At 68.2% G+C, this 14,757-nt stretch carries 9 protein-coding genes, 1 tRNA gene and 1 pseudogene; 8 read left to right on the top strand and 3 right to left on the bottom strand.

All coding sequences use genetic code 11. From position 1 onward, the window contains the following. Positions 1-59 precede the first annotated feature (59 nt). Positions 60-1,352: an ABC transporter substrate-binding protein gene (locus QOZ89_RS41230; RefSeq protein WP_071046977.1), complete on the bottom strand. Its 1,293-nt coding sequence runs from the start codon at positions 1,350-1,352 to the stop codon at positions 60-62. A 201-nt stretch (positions 1,353-1,553) separates the two neighbouring features. Here QOZ89_RS41230 and QOZ89_RS41225 point away from each other — a divergent pair, with 201 nt between their 5' ends. The 7 genes from QOZ89_RS41225 to QOZ89_RS41195 all read left to right on the top strand — a co-directional run bounded on the left by QOZ89_RS41225 (position 1,554) and on the right by QOZ89_RS41195 (position 12,257). Continuing rightward, positions 1,554-2,582 carry a LacI family DNA-binding transcriptional regulator gene (locus QOZ89_RS41225; protein ID WP_312629590.1) on the top strand — a complete coding sequence of 343 codons (1,029 nt, stop codon included), beginning with the start codon at positions 1,554-1,556 and terminating at the stop codon, positions 2,580-2,582. 630 nt (positions 2,583-3,212) lie between these two features. Next, positions 3,213-3,285: transfer RNA gene (locus tag QOZ89_RS41220), tRNA-Glu, on the top strand. A gap of 168 nt (positions 3,286-3,453) precedes the next feature. Further along, entirely contained in the window at positions 3,454-5,640 is a 2,187-nt protein-coding gene (locus QOZ89_RS41215) for an NACHT domain-containing protein (RefSeq protein WP_312629588.1), read from the top strand. 628 nt (positions 5,641-6,268) lie between these two features. Continuing rightward, entirely contained in the window at positions 6,269-6,508 is a 240-nt protein-coding gene (locus QOZ89_RS41210) for a hypothetical protein (protein WP_071046979.1), read from the top strand. Positions 6,509-6,594: 86 nt separating this feature from the next. Beyond that, entirely contained in the window at positions 6,595-6,969 is a 375-nt protein-coding gene (locus QOZ89_RS41205; RefSeq protein WP_071046980.1) for a hypothetical protein, read from the top strand. Further along, a complete protein-coding gene (locus QOZ89_RS41200) occupies positions 6,966-7,316 on the top strand; it encodes a helix-turn-helix domain-containing protein (RefSeq protein WP_071046981.1) in 351 nt (116 codons plus the stop codon). The genes QOZ89_RS41205 and QOZ89_RS41200 overlap by 4 nt, the downstream gene beginning before the upstream one ends. A gap of 1,332 nt (positions 7,317-8,648) precedes the next feature. Continuing rightward, a complete protein-coding gene (locus QOZ89_RS41195) occupies positions 8,649-12,257 on the top strand; it encodes an NB-ARC domain-containing protein (protein WP_312629585.1) in 3,609 nt (1,202 codons plus the stop codon). Between the two features lie 293 nt (positions 12,258-12,550). On the opposite strand, the pseudogene QOZ89_RS41190 reads toward QOZ89_RS41195, so the two are convergent. Then, positions 12,551-13,168: pseudogene (locus QOZ89_RS41190) on the bottom strand (hypothetical protein); the annotation flags it as partial. Positions 13,169-13,199: 31 nt separating this feature from the next. Then, on the bottom strand, positions 13,200-13,547 hold the full coding sequence (locus tag QOZ89_RS41185; RefSeq protein WP_071049086.1) for a hypothetical protein: 348 nt from the start codon (positions 13,545-13,547) through the stop codon (positions 13,200-13,202). 104 nt (positions 13,548-13,651) lie between these two features. Between QOZ89_RS41185 and QOZ89_RS41180 the strand changes: the two genes are divergently transcribed. Next, positions 13,652-14,722, top strand: coding sequence for an IS630 family transposase (locus tag QOZ89_RS41180; RefSeq protein WP_241841751.1), 1,071 nt, complete (start codon positions 13,652-13,654; stop codon positions 14,720-14,722). Positions 14,723-14,757 lie beyond the last annotated feature (35 nt).

Below are 14,757 nucleotides of genomic sequence, written 5' to 3'. Positions count from 1 at the left end.
AGGACGGAACGAGCCGGCCGGTGCTCGGATGCGCTCCGGGCGCCGGCCGGTCCAGCGGACTAGTGCGACAGCACCGTCGTGATCTCGTCGTTGTCAGCGTCGAGCGAGTCGTCCTTGCCGAGCACCGCGCCCCGCACGAGCGTGAGCCAGGGGCTGTTCGGCGCGTTGAACGCCTGCTGGAAGTTGAGCGCGACCGGGGTGTCGCCGTTACCGGCCACCGTGTTGATGGTCACGAGCCGGTCGTCCTTCTCGGAGTACTCGTTGACCGCCAGGTCGGACCGGGCCACGACGTCGTGGTTCTTCGCGAGCACGCCGACCTGCGCGTCCTCCGACACCAGCCACTGGAGGAAGTTCCACGCCTGCGCGGCCTTCTTCGAGTCCTTCGAGACGCCGATGCCGTCGCCGCCGAGGAAGGTCGACGAGCCGCCGGCCGGTCCGGGGATCCCGGCGACGCCGACGTCGAACGGCGTCGATGACAGCAGCGTGGCCGGGTAGAGCATCAGGCCGACCTTGCCCTCGGTGAAGCCGGCGGTCCACGTCGGACCGGTCTCGTCCCGTGACGACGGGAGCACGGCCCCGGAGTCCACCAGGTCCTTCCAGGTCGCGTAGACCTTCTTGGCGGTGTCGTCCGCGAGCAGCGACTTCGTGCCATCCGCGGACAGCACCTCGTCGCCGTCGGCCCAGACGCTCGGGAACCAGGTGAAGACGAGGCATCCCCCACAGCTGAAGCCGGTCGCCGTCCCGTAGACACCGGGCTTGTTCAGACCCTGGATCGCCTTCGCGGCGGCCGCGTACTCCTGCAGGTTCGCCGGGGCCTTGTCGGGGTCCAGCCCGGCCTCTTTGAAGAGCTCCTTGTTCCAGAACATCATCGACAGGTCCATCACGAACGGCAGCACGTGCGCCTTGCCGTCGAGTGTGCCGGCCGCGATGTGTCCCTGGTTGAGCTTGTCCTTGAACGGCAGGCCGTTGATGTTGCCCGAGACGTCCTGGAACAGTCCCTGCTTGACCCAGTTGGGGACGTAGACGATGTCGGCCGCGAACAGGTCGGGGAGCCCGTGCGAGCCGGCTGCCGCCCCGACCTTCGCCACGTAGTCGTCGTTCGGGACGACCGTAAGCTCGACCTTGTTCTTGTGCGACGAGTTGTAGGCCTCGACGAGCAGCTTGGCCTGCTTCTCGAGGGGCGCGCGTGTCCAGAGCGTGAGGGTGGAGCCGTCGTCGATGCCCGTCGCTCCCGCGTCGGCGAGGCTGCTCCCCGAGTCCGAGCCGCCACCGCAGCCGGCCAGGCCGAGCGCGAGCACTCCGGTGGCGAGCGACGCGGCTAATCGGGTCGCGAGTCGTTTTCTACCTGTCATCTTGACCTCCTAGCTCATCCGTGAACGAGCCCGCGGGGGAGCCCAAATAGAGCTGTGAACTGGGTGGAGGGGAAGATCCGAAACTTCCGAAATGGTTTTCGGATCATGTGATAGCTTAGCAAGCTAGCGGCGGGTGTTGTTGGTGTCAAGAGCGTGGTGATGCGTCCATGTGCGGGACGTGTCAAGGCGAAGGGAGCTGGGATGGCGCGAGCGGAACCGCACCCCGGGAAGGCGGCCACGCTCGGCGACGTGGCGCGGCTCGCGGGCGTCTCGCTCGCCACCGCGTCGAAGGCCATCAACGGCCGGGACGAGGTCGCCCCGGCCACCCGCAGCCGGGTCATCCAGGCGGCAGAGCAGTTGTCGTTCACACCGAACCAGCTCGCCCGCAGCCTCCTCGCCGGCCGCAGCGGCACCGTCGGCCTGCTCACGGGCGATCTCGAGGGCCGCTTCGTGATCCCGATCCTCATGGGCGCCGAGGACGCCTTCGGCGCCGGCCAGGTCAACGTCTTCCTCTGCGACGCGCGCGGCGACGCGATCCGTGAGCAGCACCATCTCAAGGCGCTGCTCAACCGGCGGGTCGACGGCATCATCGTCGTCGGTGACCGGACCAATCCGCGGCCGTCCCTCGGCGACGGCATTCCGGTCCCGGTGGTCTATGCCTATGCGCCGTCGGACGACCCGGCCGACGTCTCCGTCGTGCCCGACAACATCAGTGGCGGGCGCATCGCCACCGAGCATCTGCTGTCGACGGGCCGGCGGCGCATCTGCCATGTCAGCGGCGACCCGACCTACGCGGCGGCCCAGGACCGAGCCGTCGGCCTGCGGGCCGCCCTGGCGACCGCGGGGCTCGAGCTCGTCGGCGACGTCATGTTCTCCGACTGGTCCGAGCACTGGGGCCGCTCCGCCGCGGCGTTGCTGCTCAGCCAGCATCCCGACATCGACGGGATCATCTGCGGCTCGGACCTGATCGCGCGTGGCGTCCTCGACATCCTCCGTGACCTCGACAAAAGGGTCCCGGAGGACGTCGCCGTCATCGGGTACGACAACTGGGAGGTGCTCGCGACCAACTCCAGGCCCGAGCTGACCAGCATCGACGCGAACCTGCAGGCGCTCGGCCGCACCGCCGCCATGCGAATCTTCGAGGCGCTGGACGGCGCCGCGCCCGCCAGCGGCGTGCAGACGATGCCGGTCCGGCTCGTGATCCGCGGGTCAACGATTCCCCGGCGCTGACCTTGGCGTCCGCACGCGGATCGAGGACTCCGAAAAGCTTTGCGGAAACTTGCGACCCAAACTCCAGGGATCGGTGAATAATGATCCATGTCGAAAGCTGCTGTAACGCGTCACCGAAATGCTGACGGCGTCGTCTTCTGCCATCGGTGGCATCCGTGGCGGTGGCGGGTTGTCGGCAACGGCATGGCTTCATGGGCCCACAGCGTCCGTCCGAGGCGCCGTTGACCGAGTCCCCGCCACGCTCATCGGCACCGGCCGTCTGATCGACGTCGTCCTCGGCGACTACGCCGTGGGTCGCGGGCATGCCACATCCACCGGGCCGTGTCTGCCCCCGCCGCGTCCCGCGGCGCCAGAGTCCCTGGCACCGCGGGACGCGGCTGTTCCGCGACACCCACACCCTCGACCCGGCTGCTGACAACCACGGGATGACGAGGTCCACGGACGAGGTCCACGCCAGTGTCGTCACGGCGGCGGCCCCGCTCCCAGCGAAGACCGACCTCGCTCGGGGTGGAGTGCGGTCGGGCGGGCCGGCCGACGGGAACCTGTTTGGCGGTTGACTAGCCAGTCCCCTATGCTAGCCAGGAGATCCTGACGGTCCGGGCCACTCGGAGCGGTCGCTCAGGGCCTTCCGCCCCCATCGTCTAGCGGCCCAGGACGTCGCCCTTTCAAGGCGGTAGCACGGGTTCGAATCCCGTTGGGGGCACACGCAGAGTTATTAAACATATACTTAGTGCTATGAAATTGACGTACTCGTGATCCTGAGTCACCAATAGGTGGCTTCCCGGTACCTAAAGTGCCCAATTGGGACGGGTGCTGATGTTGCCGGCTGCAAAGCCAGGCCTACACCTTGCACGGGTTCGTCGGATCCAGGTTGATTGACCCGCTCGTCCGCGTGATCGACCGCGATGGTGATGATGTACGTATGGGGGGTTCGTCCCGGGCGCGGGTGCGTCGTACTGGCGTCGTCGCGGTGGTGTTGTTGGTCGGGTCGGCTGTAACTGCGGTCGTTCTTGCCCGGCGGTATCACTTGGATGCAGCGGCGACACTGGTTGGGCTCGTCGGTGGGGTTACCGGGTTGACGGGACTGTGGTTGGCCTGGGCCGCCTACAGGGCTGATCGGGAAGAAGCGGCGGCCGGAGCGCAGGACCTCGCTGGGGTCGCCGATCAGTTGGCGCTCGCGGTCCGGCGCCAGTGGGAGGACGAGGCGGCGCTGCGCCGTCTCAACGATCCGTATCCGCTACCTGTTCGCTGGGTGGCAGCGGACAGCGAGCTGACCGAGCACTGGGAGTCGATCGTCCGGCTGGCGACCTCGGGGGCTGGATGGCCGCTGGCCCCACGCGCGGGGTCTTGGGTGACGGCGCCGTCCGAGCTCGCTGGCGGTGACAACGATCTTGTGGGTCTTCTGGAGCGGGTGCCGACCGGCCGGCTCGTCGTGCTCGGCGGGCCAGGCGCCGGCAAGACGATGCTTGCCGTTCGTCTGGTGCTCGATCTGCTCGCCGATGGCCGGCGTGCTGCAGGCGGTCCGGTGCCGGTGCTGGTCTCGTTGGCCTCCTGGAACCCGACCACGCAGACCCTGCATGACTGGCTCAGCCAGCGGCTCACCGCGGACTACCCCAGCCTGGCCGCGCCCGCGCCGGGCGACGTTGGCACCAGCCGGGCGCAAGCGCTGCTCGACGCTGGCCTCATCCTGGCCGTGCTCGATGGTCTCGATGAGATCGGTGAGGCTGGTCGCGCGAGGGCAATCATCCGGATCAATGATGCGCTACGCCCCGGCCAGCGGGTCGTGCTGACCTGCCGCAGGACCGCCTACCAGCAGGCGATCTCGGAGCGCCCTGGGCTCGGCGTGCATCTGGCCGACGCGGCCGGCATCCAGCTGTGCCCGCTGGACTCGGCGACAGTCGCTTACTACTTACGTATGTCCGCCGGCAGCACGGCCGGTGCCGCCCGCTGGGACATACTGCTCACTGCCTGGCCGCCGCCCGTCGCGCAGGCCTTGAGGACTCCTCTGACCGCGACCCTCGCCCGAACCATCTACAACCCTCGCCCTGACGAGCCGTCGCTCGCGGTCGGCGATTCCCCGGATGAGCTGCTCGATCCAATCCGCTTCCCGACGCGCACCGCCGTCGAGCAGCATCTGTTCGATGGGTTCATTCCGGCTGCGTACCGACCCCACCCCAATCCCGCCCGCCGCTGTCGCTGGCAGGCCGACGATGCAGAACGCTGGCTGGTCTTCCTCGCCCGCCACCTCGAACACGCTCTCGGCGGTAGCGTCGACCTCGCCTGGTGGCAGCTCCCGGAGGCTCTGTCTCCCCGGCAGCGCGCGCTTCAGGCGTGCCTGGTCGGCCTCGCGGGCGCATTCGCGGGCTGCCTCGCGGCCTGGCTCACAATCGGCCCCCTCGGACTGACGATTGGAGTCGGGGGCGGGCTTGCGCTCTGGATCTCCGTCGGTCACGAGCCCGACCACGCGCAGTCGCCGCGGTGGGCAGTGCGATGGAACCTGCCCGAGGCCGACCTCCTCGTGGTCGGGCTAGTGCTCGGCTTGAGCATCGGGATGGAGATCGGGCTCGGGGTCGGCCTCGTGAGCGGACCCATCGTCGGGCTGGTAGTCGGTCTGGTAGTAGCGGTCACAGTTGCGCTCGCGCCCGGGTTTTACACCATGCCTCTAGATCTCGCGGCAGCCGTAAGCCCGCCGTGGGTTCTCCGCAAAGATCGAGCCGCCTTCCGGTCTATCGGGCTCGTCGGCGGCCTCATATCCGGGCTTCTGGTCGGAACCATGGCAGACATCGCGGGCGGGCTCACAAACGGGATCATCGGCGGCGTCGTGTTCGGAACGCTGGGCTGGGTCGCACTCGGCTTCGGACTCGGACTGAACGAGCGCAATGCAGTCTGGGGGAGGTTCGCGCTGACCCGCGCATGGCTCAGTACTCGCGGCCGGCTGCCCCGCGACCTGATGGGCTTCCTGGCCGATGCCCACGAAGGACGAGGCGTCTTGCGTCAAGTCGGCGCGGTGTACCAGTTCCGGCACGCCGAACTACAACGCCGCCTCGCCAACCGGTAGGAGTGGGATCCCCAACGGAGGTGAACTGCGCGGTTTTGGAACTCATAATTAGGAACCTGCGACCGGCGGCGGGAAGCCTTCTCCCTGTCGACCGCCGCCTATTGTTTGGCTGGGCGGTGCTCACTTGGGGTGTGGCAGTCTGCGGCGGAGGCAGTCGAGCACCATAGGTGAGCTCCAGCACTACGGTCCGCACTCGCGCAGACGCGACGACGCAGGCGTGTCGATATTCGGCCCCGTCCGTGTGCTTGTCTGCGGTCAGGCTCCTGGGCGGAGCGACCCACCATGCCACTTCCGTGACCGTGCTCGCCGGCCCCGATCTGGCCGACCTGTCGAGGTCGACGAGGGCGCGGAAGGCGTAGCAGCCACTTCACACGGAGGAGGATTACTGGCCGCCAGCCGAGGTGCTAATACGATCAATGCGGCGCCTTGGGAGGTGTCGAACTTGGGAACTGTGATCGGCACGTCCCTCCCTGGCCGTGCCGGAACGCCGATGTCGCAGCGGCCAACACGCGGTCGCAGGCAGCGAGCGTACGTCGAACGTGCCGCATCCCGGGGAACCGTAGGGTCCGCTACGCGCTGCCTCCAGAGCGCCTCGCCGGCCAGGGAGCGGGGCGCGGCTGGAGCAGACGTGTACCCCACCCTCGCCCTTGTCCGAGTCCTTGTCGTCGCGCTGTGCGCAGCGGTCACCGTCATCGTGGCGCTGGTGGCCGGCATCCTCAGTCGCGTCGACGGGGCCAGCCTGCCGTCTGCGGTCCAGCGCGGCGCGGCCGCGTTCGCCGGCGCGCTGGGCCTGGCACTCGTCGTGCTTGCGGCGGTGGGGGTGTTGTGTAGGTTCGCCGACCCTGGCCGCGCGCATCCCAGGGCTTAGAGCGCTCGCGTTCGTGAGTCGCATCCCTGCCCCACGTGCCCCATATGAGGTTGACGTTGTATTAACCAGGGCTCATACTCAGAGGAGTGATCGTCGACTGGACCGGCGAGTTCGACCGCTGGCTGACCCGAGCGGAAGATCAGGGAGGCCGCCTCCTTGCTGTCGTGGTGGCGCTCCTGCAGGCACTCGCCGAGCTCCCGGCCAGACCCACCGAGGAGTCCGCGACCTTCAAACGGGTGCGGCAGGCCCGCCGCCACGAGCTGTGGCGCGTTGCCCACCCGTTCGAACCGGATGTAGCTGTCCGGATCATCTGCTGGTTTCCAGAGGACGACCGCGTCGTGCTCGCATTGATCGGGTTCGACAAGAAGCCGATCGGCGACGTGTTCTACGCCAGCGCTTCGGCACGCGGTGAAGCGCTCGTTGATGCTTGGCTTCGCCGCCAGGAAGGAGGCGCCCAATGACCGAAGACGACATCACATTCATCCGGGGCAATGACCGCATCCGCCAGCTTGCCCAGCGCCCCGACATCGCCGACGAGGTCCTCCAGGTTCGCGCCGACATGGCCGAAGCGGACCGCACCTATGCGATGGGCCTGGCTGCGCTCCGCCGGGCTGCCGAGCTCACGCAGGTGGAACTCGCTCGCCGCCTGGGCGTCACCCAGGCGGCTATCAGCAGGATGGAGCAGCCCCACGACCTGCTCCTGTCGACTCTTAACGCCTACCTGGCCGCCATCGGCGGTACCGCTCGCATGATCGTGAGTTTCGCCGACGGGCACGAAACGATCCTTGACCTAGCCAAAATTGCATAGCCGACCGGCTATGTCAGTCAGTCAGGCAGTCAGACGGACGATCTCTGAAGTCGGGACCATAGGAAGGCGGTCGCGCGGTCGCGGCGGTGCCGTGCTCGGTGGGGGTAGCGGTGAGCACGGGACCGCCGGTGCGCTTTTCGATCAACCTTGCAGTCAACGTGTCCGGGTGATCGTTGCCGAGCACCTTGTACCGTGCCAGAACTAGCTTTCAGGCCGTTGACCTGGAGTTCCATCTCCGTCGGTGAGGCGAATGGTGGCTCGTCGGTGGACTCGTACTGGGTGATCTGGGCGTCAAGGGTGGAGGCGAGATCGGGGCGGGTCTTGCGTAGGCGGCGGAGGCGGCCTGCGGCGGCGGCGCGCTGGGTGTTCGAGGCTTGTCAGGGCAGTCGCTGCTGTCGGGACTGAGCGTGCCACTCCGAGGCCCGGCCCTCGACGGGCACAGCCTGCGGCAGCGCGCTGATGCCGTTCCCCGTTCAACGCGGCGCGTCGGCTGTGACGGGACACTCCCACCGCGGCTGGATGATCGGGGTATGGATCGCCATACTTTCTTGCATGGCCGGCGATCTGGTGGGACTTGAACGGGCCTTTCACGGGGACATGGTGGGGATCTACCGGAAGGCCAAGAGCGAGGCAGGGTATCCCGCGACCTACTTCCTGAGGATGGTCTCGGACCAGGGCGGAGTGCGCGCCGCGCGTGAGCTGCTGGCCAAGTCGAAGCCGTCAGAAGGTTTCACGGCGTTGTGGGAGCGTGGCCGGCTCGACCTGACCGTCGAGACTTTGCTGCTCCGACCCGAGTACGAGCCGCTGTTCACCGAGGATGAGCGTGCGACGGCCCGAGACCGTCTTGAGGAGTACCGCCTAGGGCCCGCGCGTAGCCACCTCCGTACGTCGGTCATGGGAGCAGATTTGCGCCGGAGGGGCTGTTGTAGCCGGCCGTCGCACTGATCGGTGCCACGAGCCGGCGTGATCGTGTCGTGGCTCGAGATGTCGCGGGCTCTGTGCGTTCGTCGGGACCGTCGGATGATCATTGAAGTGTCGCCCACACGCACGACGTCGACCCGAGGTTCCGTATCGCGCCGTCCTCCGGGGCAGTAGATCATTGAAGCGGGCAGCTGGACTTCCTGCCCTTCGCGTCACCCCTCCGGGGTCGCACCGTCCGTCAGAACAGGCGATCGCTGAAGCTGGGCAGCTTTCTGTGCTCGCGGCGATCCCGCGCTCGCTGGGGTAGCGGTGAGCACGGGATCCGGGCTCGCTGATCCGTCGCTGCGGCTGGGATGATGTCCTAGGCCGTCGGCGCTGCTCGGTGGTCAGCTGCTGGCACGGGGGGCGTCAGTGATCGCACTGTCGGACAGAGAGATTGACGCGCTCGCGCATGCCTGCCCCGACCCGGCGGCGGTGAAGGAACTTCTTGCCGGCGCTGGCTTCCCTTTGGACCGGCTGCCGTCGTGGAACGTCTCGACCGCCACGCAGCTGTGGCGTGCCGTCTCCGAACAGCTCGCCGCCGGCGTCCTTGCCGACGGCCGGGCGCGGGTTCTCGCTGCCGCCGCGGCGCGCTGGCCCTACAACGCCGTGTTCGGCTCGGCACCGGCACGGCTCGCGCGGCTCGTCCCGTCCTGGGTTGACCTGCGTTCGGCCCGCCCGCTGCCCGAGCAGTACGTGCCCCGCGAGGCCGATCTGGCCGCGGTGCGCGCGCTGCTGGACGTGGACGGCGCGGGCGCGGTTGGCCTGGTCGGGATGGGCGGCGCGGGCAAGTCGACGATCGCCCGCGCGCTCATCCACGACGAGGAAATCTGCCGCCGGTTCACGGGCGGCGCTGTCTGGGTCGAGGTCAACCCCGGCGCCGACGTGACCGCCGTCCAAGGGCGTGTCCTGCGGGCCTTCGGTGACGCCCGCGCCGTCGTCGATGCGACTGATGGCCGGGAACGGCTACGTGACCTACTCTCCGGGGCCCACTGCCTGGTCGTACTCGACGACGTGTGGGAATCGGCCGTCGTCGAGGCGTTTCCCCGGCTCACCGGCGCCCGGATCCTGGTCACCTCGCGGCGTCCCGGTGTCCTACACACTGCCACCCTGTGGCACCCGGTTGGACATGTGGACCCGGCCACTGCGCGCGATTTGCTGGCCTCCTACGCCCGCTGGCCGGCCGCCGATCTGCCCCCCGCGGCCGACACTGTGCTTGCCCATTGCGGTGGCCTTCCGCTCGCTGTGGCAATCGCCGGTGGTCTGGTCTCGGGCCTGTGGTGGGACTGGGATGAACTCGCAGACCTGTTCGGGGGTGCTGACCTTCCCGCCCTCGCCGTCCGGTTTCCTGACTATCCCGAGGCCAGCCTGCTCGTCGCCATGGACACCACTGCGCGACTGCTCAGCACACCCACTGCGGCGCGGTTTCGGGAACTGGCGGTCTTCAAGGGCCATGGCCCCGTCCCGGTCTCGGTCATCGCAGCCCTGTGGGCTGCCAGCGCCGGTGTCGAGACGACTCAGGCCCGCCAGACCCTGCGCGAGTTGGCGAACGTCTCCTTCATCCAGATCAACCCGCGCAGCCGCGCCGTCTCCGTCCACGACCTGGTCTACGACTATGCCCGCAGCAGCCTCACTCACCAAGCCCTCGCCGATCTGCACGCAGTCGTTGGCCACGTTTTTCTCGACCGGTGGGGCGGGCTGGACCACAGCCTGCCCCATCTACGCGACACCACCGCCTTCACGGACCTTGACTACTACGGCATCGCCGAACTCGTGAGCCATCTGCTCGCCGCCGACCGTCCCGACCTCGTCGACGACCTCCTAGCCGCCGAGTGGCTCAACCTGGCCGGGACCGTCCACAACACCTGGTGCACCACCCACGAGGACCTCGACCGTGTCAGCGACTACCTCGCCACCCTGCGGGCCGCGTGGCATGACGCGAAGACCCGCTACCAGGTCAATGACCCGAATGGCCTCGTCCGCCAGATTGCCTATGCCCTCCTAACTGGCTCCCTCGCCAGCCAAGCCGGAAACATCCCACCATCCCTGCTCGCCCGGCTCGTCGAAGCTGACATCTGGACCCCAAACCGTGCACTCACCTACGCCCAGACCAAACCCGACCCCGAAGGGAGGGCAAACGCGCTGGCTAACCTGGCACCGCACCTACCCGACGATCTTCTCGCTCAGGCGCTGGCCACCGCCACCGCCATCGACCATGGGCGCGCTCGGGTAGAGGCGCTGGCAGGGCTGGCGCCTCACCTGCCCGATGAACAACGTTCACCGGTGCTTACCCAGGCTCTGGCCGCCGCTACGACCATCGGCAACGTGCTGGCCCAGGCGCTCGCGCTCGCGCTGCTGGCGCCCCAGCTGACCGAGAAGCAACGCGCCGAAGCGCTCGCGCCGGCGCTGACGGCGGCCTTCCGTGAGCAGGACTCTGCCAGGACGGATCTGGCCTTGGAGGCGCTGGCGCCGCATCTGCCCAGCGTTCTACTCGCGGAGGCTCTGACGATCGTCCGAGCCATCGACGACCCGACCCGACGGATCGAGAACCTCGCGCGGTTGGCGCCCTACATGGCTGATGAACGCGGCTCGTCCATCACCCAAGCGTTGGCAGAGGGCATGACCATCGACCACCCGGGCGGCCGGGCCCGAGTTTTCCTGGCATTGGCCCCGCACGTCACCGACGGCAAGCAACGTGGCGTGGTTCTCGGGCAAGCGCTGACCGCTATCGCTGACGTCGGCTCCTCGCACTTGCGGGCCATGCTGCTGGCCGATTTGGCACCCTATTTGCCCGATAGTCTCCTCGCGCAAGCGAATGCAGTGGCGGACGCTCTCGACGGCCGGTTGGATCTAATGTTGGCCCACGCGGCACTGGCAGCCCGCCGGCCGGACCGCCAGCGTGGCCCGGCGATGGCCGATGCGTTGACCGCCGCAGCGGCCCTCGAACGCTGGTTCGATAGGGATGAGGTGCTCCGGGTATTGATACCCCATCTTCCTGACGATCTCCTTGACCAGGCACTCGTGGTTGCGACCACCGTAGACAGTCCAAGGAGCAGGGTGCTGGCACTGGTGAAGCTAGCTCAGCATCTGGACGACAACCTCCTGGCTCAAATGCTGACCACCGCCACGGCGATCGACGACCCAGGTGATAAGGCAACGGCGTTGGCGGAGCTCGCACCTTGCATTGCCGATGACGAGCGTGCTCTGGTCCTTGACCAGGCGCTCGCTGCGGCTCTCGCCGTTCACCACCCGCGCGATCGGGCAGCGGCGCTGGCGGCGCTTGCTCCGCACCTGCCCGAACGGAGACTCGCGCCGCACCTCACGGAGGCATTGACCGCCGTTGCCACGCTTGACAATTCTGATGGCCAGGCATGGGCGTTCTCGGTGCTCATACCTCATCTTGTCGAAGAGCAGCGCGGTCCTGTTATCACCGCGGCGCTGAGCGCCGTTGCTACCAGCGACCATTTCTGGCTCCAGGCGGACGTGCTGAGGAGGCTCGCCCTCTACCTGCCTGACAGCCTCCTCGGCCAAGCGCTCTCCGTCGCCGTGGGCATCGATGACCCCGGCTGCGCCGCTGTGGCGCTGGCCGGACTCGTCGTCCGCCTGCCCGTCGACCAACGCGAAACCGCCATGGCCCAGGCCATGGCCGTCGACGCCAATCGTGACTACCTGAACCGTCGGACGAAAGTACTAACGACGCTGGCACCCCACTTGACGGACAGGCTCCTCGACCAAGCCCTTGCCGTCGCAGCAACCATCGATGACCCCGGCGACCGAGCTGTGGCGCTGGCTGGACTCGCCCCCTGCCTGCCCGACGACCAACGCGGTACCGTCATCACTCAAGCTCTGGAAGCGGCGGCATCCCATCGCCGTTCGGACGTCGTGGACATCCTACCGTCCATTCTTTCCAGTGTTTCGGACCGTGCTCTTGGCGCAGCCACCGCAACATGGCTGTTTCGGGTGCAGAACTGGTGGCCGTAGACCCGCATCGCCCAGCTCGCACCGGGCGCGTCCGGCGAGCAGCATGTAGATTTTCCGGCCCGGGTACGAATCGCCGGTTTACGCTGACGCGGGACTCTAATGTGGACTCGGCGACGACCCTGGGCTCCACGCGGCGATCGACCGCGCTCTCGGGCGGACGATCATCGAAGAGAGATGGCTGGGCTCAGCGTCCGGGCCGGCGCGTTGTTTCGTATATAGATTGTCGTGGATCTTCACGGCGATCCTGTGCTCGCTGGGGTAGTGGTGAGTATGGGATCGCCGGCCCTTTCCGGTCAGCTTTGCCGGGGCTGGTCGTCGACCTGCATGGCGCTGCCTCCGATCTGGGTGTGGGTGTCGGTGCGTAGCTGTGCGACGAGTCTGCGCGAGGTTGGGGCGCCGACGCGGAGTCGTTTACGGAGGGTTTCTGCGGAGATCGGGCGCTGGTGGTGTTGCCAGTGGAGGACGTCTTCGGCTCGTGCTCGGTGGAGTAGATCTTGCTCGTGGGCCTTGCTTGGCGCCTGCGGCGGCTCTGCCCTCGCCGTCTCTACGGCGGTGGCTGGGGATCGGTTCACTGGTGTGTCGTGTTCGGGGGCTGGCGGGCTTGAATGCTCGGCGGACATGGGTGGGGAGGCTGTGGGGCCGAGGGCTTTCATCGCCTGGAGGAGGCCGGGTCCGACCTCGGACCAGCCGATGAGGAGGAGTGGTCCGACGGCGTCGAAGGCTGCTTTGCCGTAGTTCTGTTCGATGAGGGGGTCGGCGACGTTGAGTGCGAGGGTGACCAGTGCGAACACGAGTAGTCGCCAGGCCGGCCGCATCTGCTGTGTGGTGGCGCCGGCGAGTGCGAGGTGGCGGATGCCGAGGAGGAGGGTTCCGATGACGGATAGGTCCACTGCGGGTGCGACTAGTGCAGCTCCGCGTAAATCTTGCTGGCCTGGCTGGTGATCAGCCGATCCAGGCGGTGGGGTCGCCGGCGTAAAGCCCGCAGGCGCAGTTGAGGGCCTGTTCGGGCGTGCCGACGGACTCGCCACTCGGCAGGTAGGAGTCCTCGTAGGCGCCGCGGCTGTCGAGGTAGATCGCGAAGCCCCACTGGTCGGGCTGGCCGGTGTAGCGCAGCCGGCACAGCGGGTAGGGGGCCGCGTCGTCCGCCTCGTCGGCGAAGACGGCGTCGAGGTAGGCGAAGTCGCCGCGGTAGCGGATGGTCAGGTCGCGCAGCTGGGGCCAGCGGGCGGTGTGCTGGGTGCGCAGCCGGTGTTCCAGCACTACCCGGGCCATCTCGGGGATCTTCGCCACGTCCCTATCCTGCCCGCCTTGGCGTGTCGGACCCGCGCGCGGGTCTGCCCGGTTCTTCCCTGTCGTCCTGGAACTGTCCCTTCCAGGATGCGGTGGGTGCTCAGGTGGGCAGCTGGTCCGGCGGTCCGAGGGTGGTCCTCGGCGCCGCGCAGCGTCAACGGTTCAAGAAGCTCGCCGGGACGGTGAGTGCCCCGTTCGACCAGGTCAGACGGGCCCGGATCCTGCTGGACGCGGCCGACGGCCGGTGGGGGCCGGTCGCGCTCGGCCGCCGCCACGGCGTGCACGCGGACACGGTCCGCCGGCTGTGCGCCCGGTTCGCCACCGACGGCGAGGCCGCGCTCGTCGACCGGCCCCGCCCCGGCCGGCCGCGCCGCTACGGCCCGGACGCCCGGCTCGCGGTGCTGGCCGCCGTCACCGAGACCGCCCCACAGGCGGCGTCGCAGTGGTCGCACCGGCTGCTCGCCGAGCATCTCGCCCCCACGGTCGGGATGTCACCGGCGCAGATCGGCCGGGTCCTGGCCGATCTCGACCTCAAGCCGCACCGGGTCCGGGGCTGGCTCAACCGGCCCGCCGTCCCGGACTTCGCCGACCGCGCCGCCGCGGTCTGCGACCTCTACCTGCACCCGCCCGCGGACGGGGTCGTGATCAGCGTCGACGAGAAGACCGCGATCCACGCCCGCTCGCGGCGCCACCCGACCCGCCCGATCCGCCCCGGCTCCCCCGCCAGGCGCGAGTTCGAGTACGTCCGGCACGGCACCGTGTCGCTGGTCGCGGCGATGGACGTCGCCACCGGCGAGGTCCTCGGTGAGATCATCCCCGGGAAGAACAACTCGGCGAACTTCACCTGGTTCCTGACCAGGCTCGACGAGGCGATCGACCCGACACTGAAGATCTACCTGGTGATGGACAACGGGTCGAGCCACACCGCGCACGCGACCCGGCGGTGGCTCGCGGCCCACCCCCGGTTCGTCGTGACCTACACCCCGAAACACGCCAGCTGGCTGAACATGGTCGAGATCTTCTTCTCGACCCTCACCCGCCAGCTCCTGCGGCGCGGCGACTTCACCTCCCGCGACAACCTCGCCAACAAGATCCTCCACTTCATCGAGGTCCACGACCGCACCGCCAAGCCCTACCGCTGGACCTACACCGGCGAACCCCTCAAAGCCGCCTGACAACCCCAGCAAGACTTACGCGGGGCAGCACTAGT

This window comes from Pseudofrankia coriaricola, assembly GCF_032027725.1.
In the GTDB taxonomy this organism is placed as follows: Bacteria; Actinomycetota; Actinomycetes; order Frankiales; family Frankiaceae; genus Pseudofrankia.
This window is presented reverse-complemented; position numbering and strand designations above follow the sequence as displayed.

Coding starts and splice junctions, on each gene's coding strand:
- QOZ89_RS41230 (WP_071046977.1), bottom strand. CDS start 1,352: ATGACAGGTAGAAAACGACTCGCGACCCGATTAGCCGCGTCGCTCGCC.
- QOZ89_RS41225 (WP_312629590.1), top strand. CDS start 1,554: ATGGCGCGAGCGGAACCGCACCCCGGGAAGGCGGCCACGCTCGGCGAC.
- QOZ89_RS41200 (WP_071046981.1), top strand. CDS start 6,966: ATGACCGAAGACGACATCACATTCATCCGGGGCAATGACCGCATCCGC.